The organism is Corynebacterium sp. HMSC035E02 (genome assembly GCF_001836065.1).
Classification (GTDB): Bacteria; Actinomycetota; Actinomycetes; order Mycobacteriales; family Mycobacteriaceae; genus Corynebacterium; species Corynebacterium hiratae.
This window is the reverse complement of the sequence record NZ_KV827378.1, coordinates 40,546-65,995: the sequence shown is the minus strand read 5'-3', so window position 1 is coordinate 65,995 and position 25,450 is coordinate 40,546. Positions and strand designations below refer to the sequence as shown.

At 61.3% G+C, this 25,450-nt stretch carries 26 protein-coding genes; 10 read left to right on the top strand and 16 right to left on the bottom strand.

Features of this window, described 5'->3' with window-relative positions; genetic code table 11:
- The 4 genes from HMPREF2635_RS13565 to HMPREF2635_RS12780 form a co-directional block, all read right to left on the bottom strand.
- The coding region (locus tag HMPREF2635_RS13565) for a hypothetical protein (RefSeq protein WP_210401617.1) at positions 1 to 270 on the bottom strand (270 nt) is incomplete at its 3' end.
- 292 nt (positions 271 to 562) lie between these two features.
- A complete protein-coding gene (locus HMPREF2635_RS12790) occupies positions 563 to 1,552 on the bottom strand; it encodes a hypothetical protein (RefSeq protein ID WP_246824897.1) in 990 nt (329 codons plus the stop codon).
- A complete protein-coding gene (locus HMPREF2635_RS12785) occupies positions 1,549 to 2,349 on the bottom strand; it encodes an ATP-binding cassette domain-containing protein (RefSeq protein ID WP_070821882.1) in 801 nt (266 codons plus the stop codon). The genes HMPREF2635_RS12790 and HMPREF2635_RS12785 overlap by 4 nt, the downstream gene beginning before the upstream one ends.
- The gene (locus tag HMPREF2635_RS12780) at positions 2,346 to 2,720 is read right to left on the bottom strand and encodes a GntR family transcriptional regulator (RefSeq protein ID WP_046648800.1); all 375 of its coding nucleotides are present in this window, start codon (positions 2,718 to 2,720) and stop codon (positions 2,346 to 2,348) included. The genes HMPREF2635_RS12785 and HMPREF2635_RS12780 overlap by 4 nt, the downstream gene beginning before the upstream one ends.
- Positions 2,721 to 2,945: 225 nt before the next feature.
- Between HMPREF2635_RS12780 and HMPREF2635_RS12775 the strand changes: the two genes are divergently transcribed.
- Positions 2,946 to 4,184, top strand: a complete 1,239-nt coding sequence (locus tag HMPREF2635_RS12775) for an NYN domain-containing protein (protein ID WP_046648799.1) — start codon at positions 2,946 to 2,948, stop codon at positions 4,182 to 4,184.
- Positions 4,185 to 4,299: 115 nt separating this feature from the next.
- Here the strand turns inward: HMPREF2635_RS12775 and HMPREF2635_RS12770 are convergent, their stop codons facing one another.
- Both HMPREF2635_RS12770 and trxA read right to left on the bottom strand, forming a co-directional pair.
- Positions 4,300 to 5,124: a PspA/IM30 family protein gene (locus HMPREF2635_RS12770; protein WP_070821881.1), complete on the bottom strand. Its 825-nt coding sequence runs from the start codon at positions 5,122 to 5,124 to the stop codon at positions 4,300 to 4,302.
- Between the two features lie 157 nt (positions 5,125 to 5,281).
- On the bottom strand, positions 5,282 to 5,647 hold the full coding sequence (trxA, locus tag HMPREF2635_RS12765; RefSeq protein WP_046648797.1) for a thioredoxin: 366 nt from the start codon (positions 5,645 to 5,647) through the stop codon (positions 5,282 to 5,284).
- A 146-nt stretch (positions 5,648 to 5,793) separates the two neighbouring features.
- Here trxA and HMPREF2635_RS12760 point away from each other — a divergent pair, with 146 nt between their 5' ends.
- The 4 genes from HMPREF2635_RS12760 to HMPREF2635_RS12745 are packed head-to-tail and all read left to right on the top strand — an operon-like array spanning position 5,794 to position 10,010.
- The gene (locus tag HMPREF2635_RS12760; protein ID WP_046648796.1) at positions 5,794 to 5,994 is read left to right on the top strand and encodes a heavy-metal-associated domain-containing protein; all 201 of its coding nucleotides are present in this window, start codon (positions 5,794 to 5,796) and stop codon (positions 5,992 to 5,994) included.
- Positions 5,995 to 5,999: 5 nt separating this feature from the next.
- On the top strand, positions 6,000 to 8,171 hold the full coding sequence (locus HMPREF2635_RS12755) for a heavy metal translocating P-type ATPase (protein ID WP_070821880.1): 2,172 nt from the start codon (positions 6,000 to 6,002) through the stop codon (positions 8,169 to 8,171).
- Between the two features lie 11 nt (positions 8,172 to 8,182).
- Positions 8,183 to 9,517, top strand: a complete 1,335-nt coding sequence (locus HMPREF2635_RS12750; RefSeq protein WP_070821879.1) for an MFS transporter — start codon at positions 8,183 to 8,185, stop codon at positions 9,515 to 9,517.
- A gap of 28 nt (positions 9,518 to 9,545) precedes the next feature.
- Complete coding sequence (locus HMPREF2635_RS12745) at positions 9,546 to 10,010, top strand: VanZ family protein (RefSeq protein WP_070821885.1); 465 nt, start codon at positions 9,546 to 9,548, stop codon at positions 10,008 to 10,010.
- Between the two features lies 1 nt (position 10,011).
- Here the strand turns inward: HMPREF2635_RS12745 and dnaB are convergent, their stop codons facing one another.
- The 8 genes from dnaB to HMPREF2635_RS12705 all read right to left on the bottom strand — a co-directional run bounded on the left by dnaB (position 10,012) and on the right by HMPREF2635_RS12705 (position 17,948).
- Positions 10,012 to 11,436, bottom strand: a complete 1,425-nt coding sequence (gene dnaB, locus HMPREF2635_RS12740; protein WP_046648794.1) for a replicative DNA helicase — start codon at positions 11,434 to 11,436, stop codon at positions 10,012 to 10,014.
- Between the two features lie 667 nt (positions 11,437 to 12,103).
- On the bottom strand, positions 12,104 to 12,556 hold the full coding sequence (rplI, locus tag HMPREF2635_RS12735; protein WP_010187895.1) for a 50S ribosomal protein L9: 453 nt from the start codon (positions 12,554 to 12,556) through the stop codon (positions 12,104 to 12,106).
- Between the two features lie 46 nt (positions 12,557 to 12,602).
- A complete protein-coding gene (locus HMPREF2635_RS12730; RefSeq protein ID WP_046648793.1) occupies positions 12,603 to 13,196 on the bottom strand; it encodes a single-stranded DNA-binding protein in 594 nt (197 codons plus the stop codon).
- A 51-nt stretch (positions 13,197 to 13,247) separates the two neighbouring features.
- Positions 13,248 to 13,538 (bottom strand): 30S ribosomal protein S6, encoded by a 291-nt coding sequence (gene rpsF, locus HMPREF2635_RS12725; RefSeq protein ID WP_175973876.1) that lies wholly within the window; start codon positions 13,536 to 13,538, stop codon positions 13,248 to 13,250.
- 147 nt (positions 13,539 to 13,685) lie between these two features.
- On the bottom strand, positions 13,686 to 13,868 hold the full coding sequence (locus HMPREF2635_RS12720; RefSeq protein ID WP_046648791.1) for a hypothetical protein: 183 nt from the start codon (positions 13,866 to 13,868) through the stop codon (positions 13,686 to 13,688).
- Positions 13,865 to 15,220 carry a glycosyltransferase family 87 protein gene (locus tag HMPREF2635_RS12715; protein ID WP_070821884.1) on the bottom strand — a complete coding sequence of 452 codons (1,356 nt, stop codon included), beginning with the start codon at positions 15,218 to 15,220 and terminating at the stop codon, positions 13,865 to 13,867. Before HMPREF2635_RS12715 ends, HMPREF2635_RS12720 begins: the two co-directional genes overlap by 4 nt.
- A gap of 63 nt (positions 15,221 to 15,283) precedes the next feature.
- Complete coding sequence (locus HMPREF2635_RS12710) at positions 15,284 to 17,512, bottom strand: transglycosylase domain-containing protein (protein WP_070821878.1); 2,229 nt, start codon at positions 17,510 to 17,512, stop codon at positions 15,284 to 15,286.
- Between the two features lie 76 nt (positions 17,513 to 17,588).
- Positions 17,589 to 17,948, bottom strand: coding sequence for a DUF5318 family protein (locus HMPREF2635_RS12705; RefSeq protein ID WP_070510184.1), 360 nt, complete (start codon positions 17,946 to 17,948; stop codon positions 17,589 to 17,591).
- A gap of 170 nt (positions 17,949 to 18,118) precedes the next feature.
- Between HMPREF2635_RS12705 and HMPREF2635_RS12700 the strand changes: the two genes are divergently transcribed.
- The 3 genes from HMPREF2635_RS12700 to HMPREF2635_RS12690 all read left to right on the top strand — a co-directional run bounded on the left by HMPREF2635_RS12700 (position 18,119) and on the right by HMPREF2635_RS12690 (position 20,159).
- Entirely contained in the window at positions 18,119 to 18,598 is a 480-nt protein-coding gene (locus HMPREF2635_RS12700) for a MarR family winged helix-turn-helix transcriptional regulator (protein ID WP_046648788.1), read from the top strand.
- Positions 18,599 to 18,681: 83 nt separating this feature from the next.
- Entirely contained in the window at positions 18,682 to 19,665 is a 984-nt protein-coding gene (locus tag HMPREF2635_RS12695; RefSeq protein WP_046648787.1) for a universal stress protein, read from the top strand.
- 11 nt (positions 19,666 to 19,676) lie between these two features.
- Positions 19,677 to 20,159, top strand: coding sequence for a hypothetical protein (locus HMPREF2635_RS12690; RefSeq protein ID WP_049154484.1), 483 nt, complete (start codon positions 19,677 to 19,679; stop codon positions 20,157 to 20,159).
- Positions 20,160 to 20,165: 6 nt separating this feature from the next.
- Here HMPREF2635_RS12690 and HMPREF2635_RS12685 read toward each other — a convergent pair whose 3' ends face one another.
- Both HMPREF2635_RS12685 and HMPREF2635_RS12680 read right to left on the bottom strand, forming a co-directional pair.
- Positions 20,166 to 21,095, bottom strand: coding sequence for an oxygen-dependent tRNA uridine(34) hydroxylase TrhO (locus tag HMPREF2635_RS12685; RefSeq protein WP_049154485.1), 930 nt, complete (start codon positions 21,093 to 21,095; stop codon positions 20,166 to 20,168).
- 220 nt (positions 21,096 to 21,315) lie between these two features.
- Positions 21,316 to 22,812 carry a DUF1846 domain-containing protein gene (locus HMPREF2635_RS12680; protein WP_070821877.1) on the bottom strand — a complete coding sequence of 499 codons (1,497 nt, stop codon included), beginning with the start codon at positions 22,810 to 22,812 and terminating at the stop codon, positions 21,316 to 21,318.
- Positions 22,813 to 22,890: 78 nt separating this feature from the next.
- On the opposite strand from HMPREF2635_RS12680, the gene HMPREF2635_RS12675 reads away from it, so the two are divergent.
- Positions 22,891 to 23,706 carry an Fpg/Nei family DNA glycosylase gene (locus tag HMPREF2635_RS12675; RefSeq protein WP_070745192.1) on the top strand — a complete coding sequence of 272 codons (816 nt, stop codon included), beginning with the start codon at positions 22,891 to 22,893 and terminating at the stop codon, positions 23,704 to 23,706.
- A gap of 10 nt (positions 23,707 to 23,716) precedes the next feature.
- Positions 23,717 to 25,330: an NAD(P)H-hydrate epimerase gene (locus tag HMPREF2635_RS12670; RefSeq protein ID WP_070745196.1), complete on the top strand. Its 1,614-nt coding sequence runs from the start codon at positions 23,717 to 23,719 to the stop codon at positions 25,328 to 25,330.
- The last annotated feature ends 120 nt before the right edge of the window (positions 25,331 to 25,450 follow it).

Genomic DNA, 25,450 nt, shown 5'->3' with positions numbered 1-25,450 from the left:
AAAGCCCAAACCTAACAAACAGACAAACCAAACCGTGCACAGCACGGACTGGCTATCCAAAATTACATAAAGAAAAAATCCAAAAACCAACCCCCAACCCGACGGGGCACAAAAGGAGGCTGGCAAAGTCAGAAGATTTAAATCAATACGCCCAAACAACTTAATATTATTTACAATGACGCCGCTTAAAGGAAAAGCGCCATCCGGCATACACCAACCGCAACACACATACAACGCATCACGGCCAGAACAATAAAAATCAACCAACACAAAAAGTACATTGGCACACTATTGAGTTCTCAAACATCGTCACCACACAGCCATACGGACCGCTTTAAGCGAAACGCAGTACTGCGAGTAAAGAAAATATTTGTTGTCAGGGCCTGTTTTCCTACCGCCTCGCTTCAAGAACCTGAGTTCCTGTGGGGCGCTGTCGGTCGCGCTGACTCATATAAAGTTACACACGGCCTTGATAAAACACAAATATGCACTTCAATGAAGGTTTTTACCCCTTCTTGAAGTGCACTAAAACAACCTTTTTAACGCAGACATTGGATGGCGCTCAGTGTGCCCCAAACCAGCCCATGAGGCCCGGGCTAAACACGTTGGTCTTTTTAGCCATCCGGGGATATGCGGCAACCCACACGACGTAGATGATTGCCATCCCTGTGAGCGTCCACCACACAGAGATCTCAGAGTTAAGTAGCCACGCAAGCAACACGGCAGCAATGGCTCCGACCGTGACAGCCGTATAGGGCCATGTCTCTTTGTCGGTGATCGCAAAGCTCACGAGAACGGCAGCCATTGCAAGGGGAACGATGGTGAATCCGGCGAGGCTTCCGGTCCACATCAACGTCACCACATCAGTGACAGCTCCCAAGCCCACTGGAATCGCGGTACACAATAACGTCGCTGTGGACCAGGCCGCGCGTGGAACGCCAAAGGTCACCGCATCCTTCATCGAGCTGCGAACCGCGTCAGCCACTAGCGGCAGGACAATCAACGTGACTATGGCGCCTACGATGCCCACACCCTTATCCCACAGCTTGCTCACCACGATGTTTATCGCAGTTGCGATGGCTATACCGAATGCAGCCCACATCCACGCGCGAGCTTGAGGGCGCAACACAATCTGGGAAACCGGGGAGGCAGAGAACCAGCCCGTCGAAGAATCACCATCACTGCCCGCAATAAGGGAGCTACTTGTCAGTCGTGAAGGCTCGAAGCGCTTCACCATGCACACGATCCACGTTGCCGCTGGGGCAATGAGAACCCACCACGGAAAGGCGAAGGGCGCGCTAACAAGAATCAGTAAAAGCGTCAGGGTGGCATTGATGCGCCGGTGTCCGTTCCAGATACGGGTACTGAGGCCAAAGGTCAGGTAACGCGTGAAGTCAGGCTGCGAAAGGTAAACCATAAGGACCATAAAGAGTGAGTAACCAATGGCCCACCCTTGCCCGCGGCCCATTCCCAGCACCGGAAGGATGACAATCCACAAAGCGTAGAAGAAGCTGTTCCAGCTCAGCGCCATATGTCTATAGAGCTTCATCATGCCTCCCCCAGTGCCAGAACTGCCTGTTCAAGGGATACCTGGGCGGCGCGAAGCCCCATTTCCTGGGCCATGGCAAAGACGTTGGCGGTGTGGTTGGGGCGGGCGTCGACAAGCACACGGTCAGCGACGGCTGAGGTTTCGCGCTCAAGCACCGGGAGCTGCAGGCGCCCCAGCGCGCGATCGAGGGTTTCGGCAGAGCCAGTGAGCTGGACGACACCCTCGATGAACTCATCGATGGGGCCGGACAAGGGGTTGTCCCCCATCAGGGCTACGGTATCGAGCAAACCGGAAAGCTCGTTGAGGTGGTGGGTGGAGACGATAATGGTGCGGCCGTGCTCTTCACGCAAGACCTCGTAGAACACCTCCCGCTTGGCGGCGTCGAGGCCGAGGTAGGGTTCGTCGAGAAGCATGTACGGCACCCCCGAGGCCACGGCAACGATGAAGCTCGCTGCGGACTTTTGCCCGCGGGAGAGGCCCGAGTAATTCTTCATCGGAAGCTCGAAGCGCTCGACCAATTCCTCGGCGCGCTCCTTGTTCCAGGTGGTCCAGCGCAGGCTGGATACAGTGAAGACCTTCTTCAGGTTCCAGCCTTCGGGCAGGGGGTTATCGATACCCATGAGCACGATCTTGTTGAGGACTTTTTCATTGTCGTAGGGCTTGTCACCATCGACGGTGATGCCGGAAGCATTCAGCTGACCGGCGATTTTACGCAGCAAGGTGGTTTTGCCAATGCCGTTGGGGCCGACGAGGCCGTGCGTGAGGCCGTCGTCGAAGGTGAAGTGCGGAGTAGAAATCATGAGTAGAGTCCTCGACTTTCTGCGACAAGGTCGATGAGGTCATGGAGTTGCTGGCGGGTATAGCCCAGGCGCACGGCTTCGTCGATAAGCGGCGCGGCGTACTCGGCTGCGAATTCCTGGCGACGCCGCGCCCGGATCAGTTCGGCGGCGCCAGAGGTGACGAACATGCCGATGCCTCGGCGTTTTTCGAGGATTCCGAGATCCACGAGGAGGGTCAGCCCCTTGCGGGCGGTCGCGGGGTTGATGCTGTGGAAGGCGGCGAGCTCATTCGTGGACGGTGCCTGGGCACCCTCGGCGAGAGTGCCCTCGATGATGGCGTCCTCGATGAGCACCGCTATCTGACGAAAGAGCGGCTGCGCGGAGTTGTCCATGCAGACCCCTTAGTTGGTTGGTTACTCATGTAACTAACCATATAACCAACCTTCGGCCAGGGCAAGGCCTCCCCATTCCATATCTTTGACCTGGGAATTTCCTCAAGGTTATCGACGTTTTGTGACTAATGGGGCACACTGGACTACACCGGCCGTAGGCTGGAAGACCTCACAGAAGTGACCTAAGAAAATTAGTTAGAAGAAATAGAACGGAATTTAGGAGCCATGCTTGAACGAACACTTGTCTTCGTTGACACGTCATATCTACTCGCCAGTTTCTATAACTCCTGGGAGACGGGCGCCCGTGCCCAGCTAGAGATTGATTTACCCGAAGTGGTCAGCTCCCTCGGTTCGATGATTGAAACCCAGGTGGGCAACCGCGTTCACCGCCAATATTGGTATGACGGAATCCCGGATACCGGCCCCCACCGCTACCAACGCGCACTGCGCGTCTGCGACGGCGTCCAGCTTCGCACCGGCCAGCTCATCGAGTGGGGCGAGCGCCGCACACAGAAAGCCGTGGACACCCGCCTTGTCGCCGACATGATCGTCTCCGCCATGAAGGGCCAAGTCACGGACTTTGTTTTGGTCTCCGGCGATGCCGACATGATTCCCGGCGTCCAAGAAGCCGTGAACAACGGCGTGCGCGTGCACCTCTATGGCTTTGGCTGGGATTCGATGTCCTCGGCGTTGCGCCATGCGTGCGACTCCACCACCATCCTGGATCCGCGGGAAGACTTCGCCGACGCAATGGAGCTCGAGGTCCTCGAAGGGCCCCTGCCGCCGACCATCCGCGAGCCCCAGCACTCCGAGGACGGCAGCGAGGGCGAAGCCGTTGCCACCGATGAGCACGCAGAGGAGTGCGACGAGCCCACCGAGGCGCAAGCCGCCTTCCCCTCCGCCCCCAAGCCCGGCCCGGCCACACCTTCTGCCGCCGCGACGGACGTTGCCGCGACTGCCTCTCATCCCGAATCGGCTGCGCCCGATACCTCCCGCAAGGAAGAGGAGCCTCTCCCCTCCGGCGAGCAGCCTTCCGCGCCCGGCATCGACTCGCAGGAGCCTGCGGGCGAGGAAGCGGACGCAGCCCCCGAAAGCTCGAAGCCAACGCCCAAGCCAGCTGCGCCCAAACCTTCGATGATGGCGCCGCGCCGCAAGCTGCGGTCGAAGTATGTTCCGCTCCCCGAAGAAGTGTGGAGCTCCGCCGGGTTCCAGTCCCCCTTTGACGTGGGGCAGCAATATGCCTCGTGGTGGTTCGACAACGCCGCGAGCGCCGATCAGCGCGACCAGGCCCACCTGCTCTCGGGCGGCGGCCTGCCCCCGGAGATCGATCGCCCGCTGCTGCAGTTCGCCTGCGAAACGCTGCACGAGTACACGCTGACAGAAACCCAGCGCGTCAACCTGCGCGATGGCTTTCACTCGGGCATCCGCGGCGTGCTCATCAATATCCGCCGCCAAGATAGCTAAACCGAAAATCGTCAAAAGGGACCTTGGAGAGCGTGGGGTTCTGAAACACCCCGGCCGCGCTGCGCGGCCCGCTCTAGAAGGTCCCTTTTCTGTGTAGTGGCTTGCTTCGCAGTGGCTACTGCTTGCCCTCGGCGGAGTCCGATTCGGCGTTGGCATCACTAGCATCAGAATCGGCGCCGGCCTCAAGCGCTTGGTCGCTGGCGAAGGGCGAGTTTTCCAGCTCCTTGCTCTTGGCCATCTCGGCGCGAATCTCGTCCAAGCGGGACGTAGCGGCCATGTCGTGGCCTGCAGCCGTGATCTCCTGAATGCGGCTACCCCCCGACGCCTGATGGAGCTCCTGGGCGCCGAGCGCATCCGCGTAGCGCTTCTCAATCTTGGCGCGCACCGAGTCCAAGGTCGGCGTGGAATCATCCGGCTTGAGCTCGTTCATTGAGTTCAAAGCCTCGGCGTTCTTTTCCTGCATCGCTGCCTGATCTGCCTGGGACAGCAACTGGTCCACCTGCGCCAGTTGCTCCTTCAGGCGGGCCTCCGACTGCTGCTGCTGGGCCTTCGCCTGCTCGGCAGCCTGGCTAGCCGCCTCGTGCTGCGTTTTCAGGTTAGCCAGCTCGTTTTCCACGGCGACCAGCTGGCTCGCTACGACCTCTGCCGCCTGGTTGTACTCGGCGGCCTTCTGCGGATCCTCAGAGGCATCCGCCAACTCCAGCGCCCGGCGGGTCTGATCCTGGTAATCCTGCTGGGTCTTCACCAGGCGGTTGAGCTGCATTTCCAACTGGGTCTTGCGTCCAATAATCTCCGCCGCGTGTTCGGAAATCTCGCGATGCTGCTTCTTCGCACCTTCCACGGCCTGCTGGATCTGGACCTTGGGGTCAGCATTCTCATCGATCTTCTGATCGAAAGAAGCCATCACATACTTCCAGCCTTTGCTAAATGGATTTGCCATCGCACTCACTCCTTTGTGGTTCCTGCAGCAGTAGTTAATGCAGCTCTTATTGGTGCCCTATATAAAAAGACGCTTTCCTGCGAGTGTAGCGATACTCACAGGAAAGCGCGCGCGGCGGGGCCACCGGGGCTCCACCGCAGACAAGGACTAACCAGTTCTATTCCGCCTGCTGGCTCTCCACCTGGGCGCGGACCTCGTCCATGTCGAGGGCCTTAACCTGGCCAATGAGATCCTCCAGTGCCGCCGGCGGCAGAGCGCCAGCCTCGCGGAAGACCAGGATACCGTCGCGGAACACCATCAAGGTGGGGATGGACTGAATCTGCAGCTTCGCGGATAGCTCCTGGTTGGCCTCGGTATCCAGCTTGGCGAACGTGGCATCGGGGTGCTCTTCAGATGCCTTCTCAAAGACTGGGCCGAAGCGCTTGCACGGGCCACACCATTCCGCCCAAGCATCGACGAGCGTAATGCCGTCGCCAGAAACAGTCTCCTGGAACGTGTCTTCAGTGATGTCAATCGTTGCCATGTCTTTTCCTATCAGTCTCGGGGATATTTCTCGGTTCTATCAACCCCCAACGGTACACAAACCTCGATTATTCCTTGCCCACATACCCCAGGGGGGTATATCCTCGACAGTGACATTAACCCCCAAGGTAAGGAGAAGGATTCACCATGAGCACCACAACCTACACCGTTAACGGCATGACCTGTGGCCACTGCGAGCTTTCCGTCAAGGAAGAGATCTCAGAGATCAGTGGCGTCACCGACGTTACGGCCGACCACACCACCGGCGCCGTCACCGTGACCGGGGAGGGCTTTAGCGACGACCAAGTCGCCGCCGCCGTCGTCGAAGCCGGCTACGAGTTGGCCTAAACAGCATGACTACCAGTCTCACCCTCGGCATCACCGGGATGACCTGCACGTCGTGTTCCTCCCGTGTCGAACGCAAGCTCAACAAGCTCGACAACGTTGAAGCCACGGTCAACTTCGCCACGGAGTCCGCCTCCGTGAGTTATGACCCTGCAACGACGACGCCTGCCGATCTCATCGACGTCGTCGAAGGCGCAGGCTACGGAGCGTTCACCCTGGATGGTGAGGGGGAGACGTCGACTAGCACGGCGGAGGACGCCCGCGAGAGCGAAGCCTCCGATATCCTGCAGCGCACTCTGATCTCCGCGGCGCTCTCTCTGCCCGTGATGCTGCTCTCCATGGTCCCAGCGCTGCAATTCCAGCACTGGCAGTGGGCCTGCTTGATGCTCACGACGCTCGTCTATGTCATCGGCGGAGCGCCCTTCCACCGGGCCACCTGGGCCAATCTCAAGCACGGCGCCGCCACGATGGACACGCTCATCACGCTGGGCACCACCGCCGCCTTTGGCTGGTCGCTCTACGCGCTTTTCTTTGGCGATGCCGGGATGCCCGGCATGACCATGCACATGACGCTGCGCTCCAATGACGCGCAGATGGACCATATTTATCTCGAGTCCGTCGGCATGGTTATTACGTTCCTCCTGCTTGGACGCTGGTTCGAGCTCAAAGCTAAGGGGCGCTCCTCCGAAGCGCTCACCACGCTGCTGACCATGGGAGCTAAAGAAGCCACCGTGCTTCGCGACGGTACCGAAACCCGCATTCCCGCCAGCGAGCTCCACGTGGACGATGTTTTTGTGGTCCGCCCCGGCGAGAAGATCGCCACCGATGGCGTGGTCCTCAACGGCCATTCCGCCGTGGACGAATCCCTTCTCACCGGCGAGTCGATGCCGGTTGAGGTTTCTCCCGGCAGCACGGTGACGGGCGCGACCATCAACGCCTCGGGTCGGCTCGAGGTACGCGCCACCCGCGTCGGGTCCGACACCGTCTTGGCCCAGATGGGTGCGCTCGTCACTGCAGCCCAGACCTCGAAGGCCCCGGTCCAGCGCCTCGCGGACCGTATCGCCGCCGTCTTTGTCCCCATCGTCATCGGCATCGCCATCCTCGCGCTCATAGCGCACCTCTGGGTCGGCGGCGTCGCCCCGGCCTTCGTGGCCGCCGTGTCTGTGCTCATCATCGCCTGCCCGTGCGCCATGGGCTTGGCGACGCCCACCGCAATCCTCGTCGGCACCGGGCGCGGCGCCGAACTGGGAATCCTCATCAAGGGTCCGGAGATTTTGGAATCGACGCGCCGAATCGACACCATCGTGCTGGACAAGACCGGCACCATCACCGAAGGCCAGATGTCGGTGGGAGCAGTCCAACCTACGGCAGGACGCACGCAGCAGGAAGTTCTCCGCCTCGCGGCCGCCGCGGAACAGGGTTCCGAGCACCCCATCGCACGAGCCATCCGCACAGCCTACGACGATGAGCTCCCCGCGGCCGCGGGCTTCCACGAGCTTCCCGGCCAGGGAATCGAGGCAACGATTGAGGGCTCCCGGGTGCGGGTGGGCCGGCCGCCTGCGGGCTATGACGGCACCGGGACGCAGGTGGGCGTCTACGTGGACGATGACTTGGTAGGAACCATCGAGCTACAGGATCGCATCAAGGAATCCTCCGCCGCCGCCATCGCCGCAATGCACAAGCTAGGGCTTACACCCCACCTACTCACCGGGGACAACGCCGGCGCGGCACATGCAGTGGCGCGGGCCGTTGGCATTGATGATGCCAACGTGACAGCGGAGGTCATGCCCGCAGACAAGGTAGAGACTATCGCTCGACTGCAGGAGCAGGGGCGGACCGTGGCCATGGTGGGCGATGGCGTCAACGACGCCGCGGCGCTCGCGCAGGCGGACCTCGGAATCGCGATGGGTGCGGGAGCCGACGTGGCCATCGAGGCCTCCGACATCACGGTGATGAACAACGACCTGCGCTCCGTCGCAGAGGCGGTGCGGCTCGCGCGCAGTACCCTGCGCATCATCAAGAGCAACCTTTTTTGGGCCTTCGCCTATAATATTATTCTTCTTCCCGTGGCAGCGTTCGGGCTGCTCAACCCCCTATTGGCGGGGTTGGCAATGGCTCTGAGCTCAGTCTTTGTGGTGACCAATTCTTTGCGACTTAAAAGCTTTACCCCCGCGGAGTAAGCTTAGCCTGCATGAATCGTCTTGATCATCGCTCTGTCTCACGCACGGAGAGGCTCGACCGCCTTCCCGTCACTGGAAAACACAAACGTCTCCTCTTTGGCTCCGGCATCGGCTGGGCGCTCGATGCCATGGACGTGGGCCTCATCTCCTTCATCATGGCCGCTCTGGCCGTGCACTGGGGGATCACGCCGACCCAGTCCTCGTGGCTGGCGTCCGTGGGCTTCATCGGCATGGCCTTGGGTGCCACCTTCGGCGGCCTCTTGGCCGATAAGTTCGGCCGCCGCCACATCTTTGCGCTAACCCTGCTGGTCTACGGCCTCGCGACGGGCGCTTCTGCCCTAGCAACGGGCCTCACACTCCTCATCATCCTGCGCTTCTTCATCGGACTTGGCCTCGGCGCCGAGCTGCCGGTGGCCTCCACGCTGATCTCCGAGTTCGCACCCCTCAAGGTCCGCGGGCGCATGGTGGTCTTGCTGGAGGCCTTCTGGGCCGTGGGCTGGATCCTCGCTGCGGTAATTGGAACGTTCGTCGTGGGGGCGTCGGAAAGCGGCTGGCGCTGGGCCCTAGCACTCGGCATGGTGCCCGCCCTCTATGCCCTCTATGTGCGCCTTCACTTGCCTGAATCAGTACGCTTCCTGGAGTCGAAGGGCCGCCACGAGGAAGCAGAAGAAATCGTCGCCTCCTTTGAGGCCGAGGTGGATGAGGCGGACATCGACCGCACGACCCCGGCACCGACCTACTCCGAGGAGGACGTCACCGCCACCAGCATCTGGTCGAAATCCCTGCGCGGGCGCACGCTGGCGCTGTGGACCATCTGGTTCTGCGTCAACCTGTCTTACTACGGCGCCTTCATTTGGATTCCGTCGCTGCTTGTCGCGGACGGTTTCTCCCTGGTGAAGTCCTTCAGCTTCACGCTGATTATCACCCTGGCCCAGCTGCCGGGTTACGCCGCAGCGGCCTGGCTCATCGAGGTCTGGGGACGCCGCTCGACGCTGGCAACCTTCCTCGTGGGCTCCGCCCTGTCCGCCGGATTCTTTGGCTTCGCCAACACTGAGGCCATGATCATCCTGGCCGGTTGCCTGCTCTCCTTCTTCAACCTCGGCGCGTGGGGCGCGCTGTACGCCATCGGCCCGGAGCTCTACCCCACCGCCCTGCGCGGGCGCGGTACGGGTGCCGCCGCCGGCTTCGGCAGGCTCGCATCCATCTTGGCGCCGCTCATCGTTCCGCCGCTCATCGCGGTGGCGGGTGCGGGCTGGCTCTTCGTGCTGTTCGCAGCGGCCTTCGGCATCGCGGCCTTCGCGGCGCTGACCCTGCCAGAATTCAAGGGGCGGGCCCTTGCTCAATAGGGTCGCCCTTGGCGCGTGGGTCGCGGTCATGGTCGCGCTCACCACGCTCAAGCCCTTCTACCAGATTGGCTACCTGTGGAAGCCGGAGAACCAGCGGGTCCGCGACCTGCGCTTGGTGCCACTTGATGAGTTCTCCGGCGGCACCTGGTTTGGCCCGCTTTTTGAGTATGCGGGCAATACCGCCTTCTTCATTCCTTTTGGCATGCTCGTCTTCAGCATGTGCCGGTCAGTCAAGGCCACTGCCGCATGGGGCTTCGCGCTGAGCTTGGCACTGGAAACAGCGCAGTATGCCTTCGCGCTCGGGCGCACTGATATTGATGACCTCATCTTCAATACCCTGGGTGCGCTCATCGGCGCAGGGTTTGCCAGGCTGTGCGGCGAGCGCTTCTTCCCGGTGTGGCGGTGGCTGGCGCTCGCCGCGGCTGCGGTCTTCCTGGTCTTGGTCATCCTCGGCCCACGGTTGGGTGACCCCAACGCCGTGGTGGACCTGTAATTTAGCCGTGCGCCATGTTCACGAACTTGGAGTAGTGCAGCTGGTGCGCGACCTTCACCGTGTCGATCGGGCCGCCGCGGTGCTTGGCCAGGATGATATCCGCCTCACCGGCACGGGGATCATCGCGGTCTTGTGAGTCCGGGCGGTAGAGCAGCATAACCATATCGGCGTCCTGCTCCAGCGAGCCGGACTCACGCAGATCCGCCAGCTGCGGCTTCTTATCGGTACGGGATTCTGGACCACGGTTCAGCTGCGAAATCGCAATGAGGGGAACCTCTAGCTCCTTGGCCAGCAACTTGAGCTGGCGCGAGAATTCTGAGACCTCTTGCTGGCGGGACTCCACCTTCTTGCCCGAAGACATCAGCTGCATATAGTCCAGCACAATGAGGTCGAGCCCGTGCTGCTGCTTCAGACGGCGGGCCTTCGAGCGGATCTCCATCATGGTGAGGTTCGGGGAATCATCGATGAACAGGGGCGCATCCTGGATGCGGTTGAGGGTGTCATCGATCTTGGCCCAATCCTCCGTGGACACGCGGCCACCGCGCATATCCGATAGCTTCACTTCCGCCTCCGCTGACAACAGGCGCATGACGATCTCGGAGGCAGACATCTCCAGGGAGAAAACCACAGAAGTCTTGTTGTGCTGCAGAGAGGCCGAGCGCATGAAATCCATGGCCAGCGTGGACTTGCCCACGCCAGGGCGGGCGGCGACGATAATCATCTGGCCGGCACGCAGGCCATTGGTCAGGTTGTCGAGGTCGATAAACCCTGTGGGCACGCCCGACTCCACTCCGTTTTGTTGCAGGGCGGCGAGCTCATCGATCGTGGGGTCGATGAGATCACTCAGCGCACGGTAATCCTCGGTGGTCTTCTTCTGCGCCACGGCGAATACTTCCTGCTGGGCGCGATCCAACACCGACTCGATCTCCATGTCCTCAGAGCCCTGGAAACCGAGCTGGACGACTCTGGTTCCGGCGTCCACCAGCTTGCGCAGCACCGCCTTCTCCGCGACAATCTCCGCGTAATAGCGGGCGTTAGCCGCAGTGGGCACCGTGGCCAGCAGGGTATGCAGGTAGGGCGCACCACCAACGCGCTCGAGGTTGTTATAGCGATCGAGACGGGCCGCGACAATCACCGCGTCAATATCCGTGCCCGCCGCGTAAAGATCGATCATGGCTTGGTAGATGAGCGTGTGCGCAGGATAGTAGAAGTCCTCCGGCTCCAGCTCCTCAATGACCTCCATGACTGTATTCGGGCTCAGGAGCATGGCGCCGAGAACGCCCTGTTCGGCCTCGCGGTCCGCGGGCGGCTGGCGAAATTCGCCGTAGCGCTTCGGTTCTTCCTGCCGGTAAGAGCGGCGAGGTTCCTCCTCTACCGGCTCCGGCGGCGGTGGAACGTGGTCGTCGTCAAAACTGGCATTAGTCATTGCTCATCAATCCCACCGTTCATTAGTCCCACCCTGGCCGTGCCTGAAGTTCTCACTCTTCTCCGCGCCGGACGGCCAGGCTTCGATGCAGTGCCAAGCGGCAACCGCGCGTAGTACACAACAGTGTAGCCGAGGGTCAAGACACTACCCCTTGGGCATAACTCTCACAGTTATCCACAGAGAGCTGTGGAATTCCCAGGTCAGCAAAGACATGGCGTACAAAGCCAGAGGTCAGGGCTGTGGATAACTTTGCACCGCTGTGACCAGCGCAGATTATTCCTGCAGGTCAAGGCACGTTTTTTGAGGTGTGAAAATACGCACACATCCCGTGGAAAAGTAGGAGCATTACCCCGATATCGCCGCTACCAGCGGGTTAACACATGGCGGCATGAGTGAATTCACCGTTAACTGAACGCAGGTTTATCCACAGGCTGGGCGAGTTATCCACAGGCCGCGCTTGGCGACGTTTCCCTGCCTCCTGCGGTGCTAGATCCCCAAAAGGCGACCCCGCGTAAAACGGCGCAAGGCCGTGCTTCCTCTCACCACCTCACATAGTGAAAGGAGCACGGCCTTAAAGCCTTGCTGTTGTCTTAAGGTCACGTCCTGCGTACCGGCACCGCGCCTCACACGCGGGCGAGCGGAGGGTGACCGTCGTGCGCCTTAATTCTTAGGCAGCGACGACCGAGAAGTTCACCTTGCCGATAACGTCAGCGTGCAGCTTCAGCTCGACTTGGTAGTTGCCGGTCTTCTTGACCAGGCCCTTGGGCAGCACAACGATGCGCTTGTCCAGCTTCGGGCCGCCAGCGGCGGCAACGGCGTTCACGATGTCCTCAGCGGACACGGAGCCGAAGAGCTTGCCGGACTCGGAGGTCTTCACGGGGACGTTAACGTCCTTGAGCTCCTCCAGCTGGGTACGGATCTCGCGTGCGTGGTCCAGGTCGCGGATTGCGCGAGCTTCCTGGGCGCGCTTGATGCCCTCGATCTGCTTCTCAGCACCGCGGGTAGCAACGATTGCCAGGCCGCGCGGAAGCAGGTAGTTACGTCCGTAGCCGTCCTTAACCTCTACAATTTCGCCGGGGGCGCCGAGGTTCTCAACGGCAGCGGTGAGGATCAGCTTCATGATCCCTGCCTTTCAATTGAGTTAAATGAATACTTGCGTGACAGTCTTAGAACGGGGGTTCTGCATCCGCACCACCAAAGCTTCCCGCTTGGGGTGCAGAATTCCACGGATCGTTACTCGGAGCCGACTGCTGCTGAGACTGCTGCGGGGCAGAGGACTGGGACTGGTTTCCAGAGAAACCGCCCTGGTTTCCGGAGAAACCACCTTGGTTGCCGCCGCCGTAGTTAGCACCACCCTGCTGCTGGCCGCCACCATAGTTGCCGCCGCCGTTGCCGGACTTGCGGTTAACCTGTGCGGATGCATAACGCAGGGACGGGCCGACCTCATCAACCTCGATTTCAAAAACAGTGCGGTTTTCGCCCTCACGGGTCTGGTAAGACCGCTGGCGCAAACGGCCAGTAACGATAACGCGCATGCCCTTGGTCAAGGTCTCCGCAACGTTTTCTGCGGCTTGGCGCCACACATTGCAGGTGAGGAACATGGCCTCGCCGTCCTCCCACTGGGAAGTCTGCTGATTATAGCGACGCGGGGTGGAGGCAACACGGAAATTTGCCACTGCGGCACCCGCTGGGGTGAAGCGCAGTTCCGGGTCGGCCACAATGTTGCCGACAACCGTAATGTTGGTATCTCCCTGAGCCATGTCTTTACTCCTTAATATCGGTTACGTGGATTGCTCGAAACCCAGTATCCGCTATTTGCTGTCGGTGCGCAGAACCTTGGTACGCATAATGGAGTCGTTCAGGTTCAGACGGCGATCAAGCTCGAGAACCGAGTGGGATTCACACTCCAGCTCCACGACTGCGTAGATGCCCTCTTCCTTCTTGTTGATCGGGTATGCAAGACGGCGCTTGCCCCACACATCAACCTTTTCGACTTTGCCGCCATCCTTGCGGATCGTTTCGAGGAACTTGTCTAGGGACGGGGTTACGGTGCGCTCATCCTGGTTAGGATCCAGAATGATCATGACTTCGTAGTGACGCACGGACCTCATCACCTCCTATGGTCTAGTAATTGGTATCGGCCATATCACCTTTGCGGATATGGCAGGAGGGTCTGTTGCGTCAAGCAACCCTCACACAGTACCGCACTGACCGGCGGAAAAGGAAATCCGCCATCTCCTCGGCTGCCGCTAGTGGGTCGCCGCGACGAAGATCGCCGATCCCGCCGGGATCACCGTGAGAAACAGCAAAGCCAGCAAGCCCAGCACAACCGGCCAGGTGCGGTCTTGAGAGCGCTGAAACAGGTAGTAGGCGCTCAACACACAAAGGAAGCCCAGCGTGATGGAGACGATGCCCACGATGGTGATAGTCATCGTGCAAAATCCCCCGCCAACGGGTCCCTGCCGCCATGAGCGGCGCGGACCTTGTCCTCAGACTTGCCCCACATCTGGCGGATAATGAGCACGCCGATGGCAATGATGAAGCCATCGCGCGTCAGCACCGCGATATCGAGCATCTCGTGCGGCAGGCCCTTATTTTCCGAGCCGAGCATGTGCCAGGTGAGGATGGGCCAGAGGAGGGCGTCGGCAAGCGCCCAGCTAAAGATGAGCCGCCACCGCGGAAGCGCCAGGAGTGCCGGGACGACCAGCCACAGGGAGTACTGCGGGGACCACACCTTGTTGAAAATGAGGAAGGCCATGATGATGAGGTAGATCATTTCGGCTACTCGCGGCGCGCGCGGCGCCTTAAGACCCATGATGGCAATCGCCCCGCAGCTCACCAGAAACGCCACGAGTGAGAAAGTGTTGAGGAATTCGGGCTCAAAACTCACGCCCGCGACGCGGCTCAAGAGCGCATAGATCGTGGTCCACTCGGCACCGCGTTCTTGATTGAGCCGGAAGAATTCGCGCCAGGCCTCGGGGTAGGCCAGCGCCACGGGAAGGTTCACCACGAGCCACGTCGCGGCGGTTGCCACGAACATCTTGAAGAAAGGCGCCCAGCGCTTGAGGCGGATGGCCAACACCAGAAACGCGCCTAAGATAAACAGAGGCCACAGCTTGAATGCCGTGCCGAGCCCAATGAGAATGCCGGCGAGCCAGTTCTTGCGCTTCTTCACTGCGAGAAGGGCGCCCACCATGAACGCTACCGACGGGATATCCCAGTTGGTGAAAGCGTGGATAACCACGAGCGGGCTGGCCGCCATGAGAACGGTATCCCATGCCCGGTTGCCCGTGAGCTGGAATACCATGACCACGGTGCCGACCCACACGAGGGACAAGATGAGCGTGGTCAGCCCGAAGTACCAGCTGACCTCGGCCATACCAATCCACTCGACGGCCGGATACGTGGTGCGCGCCAGCCAGCCGACGACGCCCTGGAACAGGCCCGCCAGAACGGGGTATTCCATGTAGCGCGTGAGGTCTCCCTCCGCCCAGGAGTAGGCATAGGGAAAGCCAGGTTGATCCAAGCCGCGCCCACCATAGAGCGGCACGATGTCGTTATAACAAAAGGACGTGTACTGGCGGTTACCATCCCAGTTCAGGCTGATGAGGCCGTCCTCGCCCCGGCGGCTGCCCGCGCAGGTTGCCTTACTCAAGAATCCAAACGCCAGGAACGTCCACGCCAGCGTGATGATGACGCGCAGCGGCGTCCACCAACCAGAGTGGGACGAGCGGGCGAAACGCCCCGTCGGCCCGCCGAGGGCATCGATGGCGCCACGGGTCATCGATTCGGATGAGAGTGGGACAAGCTGCGAAGAAGTGTGATGGCTCACCGGGGGATCAATCTCCTATTGGCCAAGCAGTTGGTCGAGGCCATCTCCATTAAGGATGTCATCGAGCGAAGGTACTTCAGGGTTAGCGGGTTGCTCAGGTTGCTCAGGCTGGGCCGGCTGCTCTGGGCTACCGCCCTGACCCTCGTCGTGGTGCTCGCCGCCCTCGGCAGGTGCTTCCTCTTCACCCTCGGGACTGTCACTCTCCGGGCTTGCCGGCGTCTGGTTCCACGTGGTGGTCTGGCTCGGATCATAGACATATCCCGAGCCCCAGCTGCCGACGCCGTAGTTAATCGGGTAGGCCTGCGGGAAGGGCTGCTGCTCCACGTTGGCCAAAGAGGTGTCCAAGATGGACTTCCAAATCTTCGTCGGTGCATCCGAGCCGTACATAATTCCGCCCCACTGATTAAAGATCGCGGAGGTGTTATCGGCCGTGCCTACCCACACTGCTGTAGCCAGCTGTGGCGTGGAACCAACCATCCACGCATCCTTGTTCTGGCCCGTATCGCCCAGCTGCGTCGTACCAGTCTTGGAGGCAGACGGGCGTCCGCCAGCTAGCGCACCATTGGACCATGCGGCAATCGGCTGCATCGCGGAGATCACGTTGTTGGCCACGTTGGCGGACACGCGGCGCTCACCGCCATCGGTCGGGTTCTCGTAGAGAACCTCGCCGGCGGCGTTTTCCACCTTCTGCACGAAGTGCGGCTGGTGCCACACCCCCTGGTTGGTCAGGGTCGCCATTGCCGTCGCCATGTCGAGCGGGCGGGACTGGTACTGGCCCAGCACGACTCCCTCGTACGGCGTGCCACCGTTCTCCGTCAATGTCTTCTCGATCCCCGGCAGGCTGCGCGCAACACCCAGTGCATGCGCCATGTCAGCGGTGTCCTGCATCTTGTTTTCCAGGTCATCCTGGAGGCGCAGGAAGGAGGTGTTGTAGGAGTTCTTCAGCGCCTCAGCGATGGTGCAGCTGCCGCAGCCGGCACCCACGTCGTTGGTCACGAGCTGCGATCCAGGCAGCTGGTAGGGCGCCGAGGAGTAATAAGTATTGAGATCGATGCCCTGCTGGAGCGCTGCGGCCAGGGTCATAATCTTGAAGGTTGAACCTGTCTGCAGCGGGGAATTGGCATAATCCCAGCCGTTGGAATCGTCACCGCCGTAGTAGCCACGCACGGCACCCGTGGCCGGGTCAATGGTGACTGCTGCCGCGCGTGCATCTTCCTGCAGCACTCCCAGCTCTGCGTGGGCAGCATCCGTCGATGCATTCTGGACGGTCATATCAATGGTCGTCGTCACCTTCAGACCACCGGTGGCCAGCTGATCCTCAGTGATGCCCACACGGGACAGCTCATCGATGACCTGGTTCTTGATGTGGCCATAGGCACCCGGCGCTTCGGTGTAGGCAGAATACTCAGACGGATCGCGGGTCTCCGGGAAGACGAGCTGATCGCGTTCAGACTGATCCAAGTCACCCATCTCAACGAGGCCATCCATGACGTAATTCCAGCGAGCTTGGGACCGTTCCTCATCTACCCACGGATCAAGGACGGACGGGGACTGGATAACACCCGCCAGCAGCGCGCCTTCTTCCTTAGTGAGGTCCTTGGCGTCCTTATTAAAGTACGCATTGGATGCAGCCTCGATGCCATACGCATTGCGGCCGAAGTAGACCGTGTTGAGGTAGGCGTTGAGGATGTCCTCCTTGGACCATTCGTTGGTCATCTTCACCGAGTAGATGAGCTCACGAATCTTGCGGACGTAGGAGTACTCGTCACCAACGAGAGTATTCTTCACATACTGCTGAGTAATCGTCGAGCCACCACCGGCGGAAGCATCACCGGTGAGCTTGCCCAAGACGGCACGGCCCAGACCTGTAAAGGAAAAGCCCGAGTTGGTCCAGAACTCGCGGTCCTCGGCCGCGAGGACAGAATCCTCAACGTAATCCGGGATCTCATCCAGGGTCACCTGGCGGCGGTTGCCCTCCGGTGGAACTAGTTTGGCCAGCTGGGTTTCGCCGTCGCCGGCGACAATCGTGGAAATCTGGCTCGGCTGCAGCTCCTTGGGCTCGGGGACGTCGTATTGCGTATACGCGTACCCAAAGAGCAAGGCGGGGATGCCGACAATTACGAATAAGACAGCGAGCACGATCCACGGCCAGCGGCGTGTGCGGCCGGACGAACGCCTACTCCTGTGCGAGGCGCTCTTCTTGCGATTACCTGACTTTCGCCCGGAGGTTTCCTTCTCGGTCACTAATCCGTGTCCTCATCAATCCTGTACAGAAACTGTAAATACATGCAGCTTACCGGCGTGAACTGGGAAGCCAAAACTACCTTCGAGCATAGACCGTGGCCGCTCGAAGCAGATGATTCCAGCGGCATGCCGGGCACACTTCCACGAAATGCACTGTAAACTCCAGCCCCTCGGCCGCCATTTCTGCAATTTCCGCCGCGCTACGCGCGCTTCCCGCACGGCGCTTTAAAGAGTCGCCATAAACCCAGCGGGTCAGTCGCAGCTCTTCGCCGCACACCGGGCACGGCTTCTGCATGTCAACGCCGTGGTGCTCCGCCGCCGCGCGAAGGAGAAAATCAGCATCACACAATTCTTCGCGCGTCACTTTTCCCGCGCGAAGCTCGCGCAGATGCTGTGCGCGCTCCCATTCATAGGAGACTTCGTTGCGGTAGGCCACTTCTGGCCTTGTCTTTGCAGACTCTGCCTTGGACGGAGAATTCACGCCGGACAGTGTAGTGCGGGCAGCGTCAACAATCTAGGCTCCCCTTGGGCACTTCGCGACGCAAAACCTAATTTTTTAGTCGGCTAACTACCGCCGCGAGTGAATCGTAGCTACACTTATTTTCCATGAGTGAAGAAACTATCGAATCCCCGATCCCCTACGAGGACGCCCTGGATGTTGCCCGCCAAATCCAGCCCGCGCTCAATAAGCTCATGCTCATCTTCCAGCGCACAACGGAGGGCACGTCCCTAACCACCTCGCAGGTCTCGATCATGAATCAACTGCGCCTGCGTGGGCCCTCTCGCGTCAGCACCATCGCCCAAGCAGAGTTGATCCGGATGCCCACCGCGTCCAATGCACTGTACCAATTGGAGCGCCAAGGCTTCGTGGAACGGCACCGCGATGAAAAGGACCGCCGCGGCGTTCTCGTCGCCCTCACCCAGCTCGGCGAATCCGAGCTGACCATCGTCTCCCGCCAGCGTGCGGCAGCTTTGGCCGAGATCTTGCGCTGGCTTGAACCGGAGGACATCAAGGACGCCAATTCTTTGGTCAACCTGATTTCCAAACTCGCGGATGTGTACCGCCCCACCATGGACGGAAAATAGACCAAAAAGCGCCGGTAGAACAGATTTTATTTTAAAGCGTGAAGGGTCGATAATGAAGGAAACGACCCCGATCCTTTTGATGAATGGCTAAGAAATCTTCACACCCCGCGGAAGGACAGTCCTCCTCGGAAGACCGTATCCCCCCGCTTCGCGTACTCGTCTCGTGGAGTCCTAGCTCCACAGGCACCGAGGCCATCGAGTTTGCCGCATGGCTTGCGCGTTCCACGCCCGTTCAGATCCGGGTTGTATCCACGATTTCGCAACCCCTCACCGTGACGTCGCTCAGCAAGCTCAGCGGCTCCTATAAGCAGTGGTTCAAGAAGGAGCGCGCAACCTGCGAACGCGCCGTTAAGCAGGCCTTGGACGCAGCCGGGGTGGACAAGGCCCAGCTCGATAAGAACGTCTCCGTTCTCATCGCGGGACCGTCCCGCCCGCAGCTGCTGGAGCAAGCGGCTACGGATTTCAACGCTCACGTCATCCTCCTGGGGGCCAACCAGTCCGCGCCGAAGGGCCGTTTCTTCTCCGGTTCTACCGCCGATGCGCTGCTGCACTACTCGCCGCTTCCCGTGGGTCTCACCCCGCGCGGTATCAAGCTGTCCAAGCACGGAGTGACGCGCATCAATTTCGCCTTCACCGAACTTGGCCGCGCTGACGATCCCGCCCTCCGGCACGCAGCTTGCATTGCGCAGCGCGGCGGCATCCCCTTGCGTATCCTGGCGTTTTCCGCCAAGGGGCTGGTCGACGTCCCCCTCGAATACTCCCCCACTTTTCCCTCCGACGCCCCCAATTGGCGCGAGCACTCGCTCTCGCTGTTGGACCGCGCCCACGATTTCATCGCAGAGGCCTTCCCGGAGATTTCCGTCACGACGGACATCGGCAGCGGCCACGGCTGGTCCGGCGCGGTGGATTCGCTCAAGTGGAAGAAGGGCGACCTGCTCTGCTTGGGCTCCTCCCCCATGGGACCGATCGAGCGCGTCTTCATCGGCAGCACCGCCACCGAACTACTCCCCCACGTGGGCGTGCCAGTCCTGGTCTGCCCGAGCACCTATGACCCCGAAGCACGTTAGACTTGCACAGCATGGCAGCAGAGCACCCCGAAAATGATCTCACGTCCGACGCGGACTATACCAACCTGCCTCGCCCCGAGCCCCGCAGCTTTGATGAGCTTGCCGACGAGCCCGATCCCCTCGCCGTCGCCGAGGCCAACCGCCGCTCCTCGCGCCAGGCGCTGTGGTTTATGGTGGCTATCCTTGTGAGCTCGGCGCTGTACGCGCTCCTCCTCGCTGGATTCTTCAGGTTCTTCGGAACCACGACCGACTGCCTCCGCGTGGAGTTCGCCGCTTGGCTGTGCACAAGGACCCAGCGCACGGTGTTCGCCACGACGACGCTGATCATCCCCTTCATCGGCATGATCGGCTGCGCCGTCATCATGGTGCGCAAACTCAAGGCCTACGTGCGCTGGCGCGGTTGGATGGCGATTTTCTGGGTCATGGCCGGCAACTTCATGATCTGGTGCATCAACGACATCCAGATCCTGCTCACCCCGGTGCTTGAAAACTAGCGAAAGCTAGGCCTGCGCCTGGGCCGCAGCCACCTCGGCGCAATCTGGACGCCCACAGTGCTGGGTTTCCACGTGCTGGATACAGTCATCGCAAATGAGCACCTGCTTGCGGCACGTGTCCTCATTAATGCAATTGTGGAAGGTATTCGTCCCCTTCCCACAGTGCACGCAGTGGCCAAGCTGAATAAAGCCTGGATCCTCTAGGCCCTGACCAAACTCGTGGTGCATGCGCTTGTCAAAGACGTACATCGAGCCTTCCCACAGGCCATCGTTGCCGTACTTTTCTCCGTAGCGGACGATGCCGCCGTCAATCTGATAGACCTCGTTAAAACCGCGGTTCTTCATCAGCGCGGAGAGGATTTCGCAGCGAATACCACCCGTGCAATAGGAGACCACGGGCTTGTCCTTCATCCAGTCATATTTTCCGGACTCGAGTTCGGCGATGAAGTCGTGAGTCGTGCGCACATCCGGCACCACGGCATTCTTGAATTTGCCGATTTCCGCCTCCATGGCGTTGCGCCCGTCGAAGAAGACAACTTCCTCGCCACGCTCCTCCACCAGCTTGTTGACCTCTTCGGGCTTGAGGTGAACACCACCGCCGATGACGCCGTTCTCATCCACCTTGAGCTCGCCCGGCGCGCCGAAGGCCACAATTTCATCGCGCACCTTGACCGACAGGCGCGGGAAGTCTTCCGCTCCGCCCTCGGACCACTTGAACTCCATCTTCTTGAAACCCGGGTACTCGCGGGTCTCGCGCACGTAGCGCTTACACGCATCCATGTCCCCGCCCACGGTGCCGTTGATGCCGTGCTCCGAAATGAGGATACGGCCCTTGAGTCCGAGTTTCTCGCACAGGGAGCGCTGCCACAGCATGATCGCGGTGGGGTCCTCGATGGGAGTAAAGCAGTAGTAGAGGAGAATCTTGCCAATAGTCACGCCCGCAAGTCTAGGCCCGCTGCGAGGTAAAACCCCAATCTTTTGGGCCCAGCGCTGCAACCGCTTTTAGCCCAAAGCCCCAGACCTGAAACCCGCACCCTGCAGGTGGGCGTCGTCAAGCGCGTGGTGCGTCTGAGTCAGCGAGCAGGGAGTTTCGGGATCGAGGTCTGGGGGAATGCCTGCGGGAAGGCGCTTCCAGCCAAGGTCCAGCAGGTGAGGTTTAGCGCTTCTGGTACAGCGCGCTCTTACGGGCAAAGACCGGATCGGAGGTCACCAGGACGCCAAGGTTGCGGAAGATACCCTCATCCACCGAGCCCAAGATGGTGGTGGTGTGGACATCGCAGCCCTGAAGTTCCTTGAGCGCATCAAGCGCGCGGCGGGCGTTCTCGTCCTTCGCCGCGGATACCGACAGCGCGATGAGCACCTCGTCGGTGTGCAGACGCGGGTTCTGGGAGCCCAGGTGCTTCGTCTTCAGCGTTTGGATGGGCTCGATGGATTCCGGGGACAACAAGTGCAGCTCATCATCGATGCCAGCCAGGTGCTTGAGCGCATTGAGCAGCGCGGCTGCGGAGCAGCCCAGCAACGGGGAGGTGCGGCCGGTGATGATGGTGCCGTCGTGAAGCTGCAGCGCGGCTGCCGGACCGCCGGTTTCCTCCGCTTTCTCACGCGCCGGCAGCACAACCGGACGGTCGGTGGACTTGATGCCGGCCTTCGCCATGACTACGGCGGCGCGCTCGGATTGCGTGGTGTCGAGGCCATTGCGGGCCTCCTCCACCAGCGTCTTGAAGTAACGGCGGATGATCTCCTGCTGGGAGGCCTCGCGGCAGACCTCATCGTCGGTGATGCAAAAGCCCACCATGTTCACGCCCATGTCCGTCGGGGACTGGTAGGGAACGGTGCCGGTCAGACGCTCCAACAGTGACTTGAGCAGCGGGAAGGCCTCGACGTCGCGGTTGTAGTTGACCGTCGATTCGCCGTGCGCGGAGAGGTGGAAGTGGTCGATCACGTTGGCGTCGTTGAGGTCCACCGTGGCCGCCTCGTAGGCCAGGTTCACCGGGTGATTAAGCGGCAGGTTCCAGATGGGGAAGGTCTCAAACTTGGCGTAGCCCGCCTGCACGCCGCGCAGATTCTCGTGGTAGACCTGCGATAGTGCGGTAGCCAACTTACCGGAGCCCGGCCCCGGCGCGGTGACCACCACGAGGTCACGGGTGGTCTCCACGTAGTCGTTCTTGCCCAACCCCTCCTCGGAGACGATGAGGTCGATGTTGGCGGGGTAGCCCGGGATGACGCGGTGGCGCGCCACCGTCAGCCCCAGGCGCTCGAGGCGCTCGATGAAGGCCTCCGCCTGGCTGTTGCCGTCCTCGAGCTGCGTCATGACGATGTTATTGACAAGGAAGCCGCGGCCCCGGAAGACGTCGACAAGCCGCAGCACATCGTCTTCGTAGAGGATCCCCAGGTCACCGCGCATCTTCTGGCGCTCGATGTCCTTTGCGTTGATGCAGACGAGGATTTCTACGTCATCTTTGATGCGCTCAAGCATCGCAATCTTGTTATCCGGGGTGAAACCGGGCAGCACGCGGGAGGCATGCATGTCATCGAAAAGCTTGCCACCCATTTCCAGGTAAAGCTTCCCGCCGATTTCTTTGCGTCGAGCGTTGATGTGCTCCGACTGCAGCTCAATGTATTTTTCACGGTCAAAACCGATTGCGCGCCCCATAGTATTTATGGCCCTTCCGTTCAACGGGTAGTACCCGGAAAGTCTACAGCAGCACTGCCCCCGCGTAGACTTCCTGACATGCCTGAGGGACACGTTATTCACCGCCTTGCTCGGACACTCAATGCGGACTTTCGCGGCGCGCCGCTGGCTGTGAGCAGCCCCCAGGGCAGGTTTGCTGCGGAGGCCGCGCTTGTCGACGCCTCACCCCTCTCCCTCGCCGAAGCCTTTGGCAAGCACCTCTTCCTCCACTTCGATGCGGACAGCCCGCGCCACGTGATTTACATCCATTTGGGGCTCATTGGGTCCCTGCGCTTTGAGCCTTCCGCTGATGTGTGGGGGCAAATCCGGCTGCGCATCGATAACGGAACGATGGCCGCGAACCTGCGCGGCCCGCAGTTCTGCACGCTCATTACGGAGGAGGAGTACAAGGCCAAGGTGGCGAAGGTGGGTCAGGATCCTCTCCGGGAGGATGCCGACCCGGATGCCCTATGGGCCCGCGTGCATGCCTCGCGGCGCAGCATCGGCGCGATGCTCATGGACCAAGGCCTCTTTGCTGGTGTGGGCAATATCTACCGCGCAGAAGCCCTATTCCGGCAAGAACTCTCCCCCTTCATTCCGGGCACGCAGCTCGACCGCGCGGAGTTCGATGCCATCTGGTCGGACCTGGTGGAGCTCATGGACTATGGCGTCGAGCACGGCCGCATCGACACGGTCCGTCCCGCGCACACACCGGAGGCCATGGGCCGCGAGCCGCGCAAAGATGACCACGGCGGCGAGGTCTATGTCTACCGCCGCGCCGGGCTGCCGTGCCATGTGTGCGGCACCGAAATCCGGGAGCAGGTCATGCAGGGCCGCAACCTCTTCTGGTGCCCTACCTGCCAACCCGCGCGCTAGGGTGTGGGTTATGCGCCCCGCTTATACCGTTGCCACTGTCCGTGCCGCTGAAAAGCACCTGCTGGAACAGCAGTCTCATGAGGATCAGCTCATGAAGCTGGCCGCCGCGGCGGTGGCAGACGCTGCTTCAGTGATGCTGGAGGCTCGCCCCGGCGCGGTGCTCATACTCGCTGGTTCCGGCGGCAACGGCGGGGACGGACTCTTTGCCGGGGCGGAGCTGGCTTCGCGCGGTGTCACGGTCCATGCTCTGGTTCCGGAACGCTGCCACGAGGAGGCCCTCGCCGCGTTCCGTGCCGCCGGTGGCACGGTCCTTCCTTCCGACGCGCTGCCTAACGGCAGCGCGCCCTTAGGAAGCGCGCTGCTTATCGACGCAATCGCCGGCCTCGGATCCGCCCGGGGCTTGAGCGGCGCTGCGCTCTCGCTCCACCGCGAAGCCACTTCTGCCGGGGCGGCAGTTTTGTCCGTCGACATGCCTACCGGCGTCGATGCCGACACGGGAGTGTGCGCCGCGGATGCCGTCCACGCCGATGTCACCGTCACCTTTGGCTCGCCACGGCTCGGTCACGCGCTGGCCGCCGAATGCGGGCAGGTTGTGGTCTCCGATCTCTTCTTGCCCGGCGCACCTTCTTTCGCTGCGACCCTCGCCGAACTCGATGAACCAGCGGCATTCATCGCCCACGAGCCCTCCGTGCCGACGCCCTTTGCGTGGCAATCGGGCGAACTCGATCTGCCGGGCGGGCGCGCTTCCCGCCCCCGGCCAGTTGGCTGCACTGGCCCCATCGTTGATCCCACACCGAGCGCGCGCTCCGATAAGTACTCCGGCGGCGTCGTTGCCCTGGCCGCCGGAAGCGGCACCTACCCGGGTGCGGGAATCCTCTGCGCTACCGCGGCGGTGCGCGCCACGCCCTCGATGGTGCGGTTCATCGGCGATAACTCGATCACTTCTCTTCTGCCCGAGCTGGTCTGCCATCCCGATGTGTCCTCCGCCGGTCAGGCCCAGGCCTGGGTCGTGGGTCCCGGCCGCGGTACCGATGCAGCGGCGGCCACCGAACTGCGCAAGGTGCTAGCGCAGGACCTGCCCACCGTTCTCGATGCCGACGCCCTGACACTTTTGGCGCGCAACACCTCCCTGCGCCAGAAAGCTACCGAGCACCCGATGACCATCCTCACCCCGCATGAAGGCGAGTTCAGCCGCCTCTACGAGGCCGCCTTCAGCTCTACGCCCGATGCGTCTGCTGGGTGGGGCGCTGCCCTCCACGAGCTAGCCGAAGAGTTGGACAGCATCATCCTGCTCAAAGGCCGTCTCACCCGAATTACCGCCCCGGGCCAGCCGCTCTATTCCTTCAATGCCGGTCACTCTTTTGCCGCGACCCCGGGCTCCGGGGACGTGCTCTCCGGCATCCTCGGCGCGGTCATGGCCCAGCTCTTCGCCGAAACCTCCACCGAAACCGCCGCCGCGACCACCGCCCGAACCATCACCGAGGTCCTCCACGCCGGCGCTATCCACGCACACGCGGCGGCCATCGCGGCCGAGACCCCCGAGGGCTTCGCACCCTGTTCTGCGTCCCAGATCGCGGCAGCCATCCCGCAAGCCATTGCGCGGCTCCTCAACGCGCAACGCTAGCTCCGTGGCCCGGCGCTAGCTCCGCAGCAAGGTACGTTTCGATCAAATAGCACCCCAGAAATTCGAAGATCTGGGACCTTATTTGATCGATCCGTACCTAGCCACCACCGTGTGGGTACG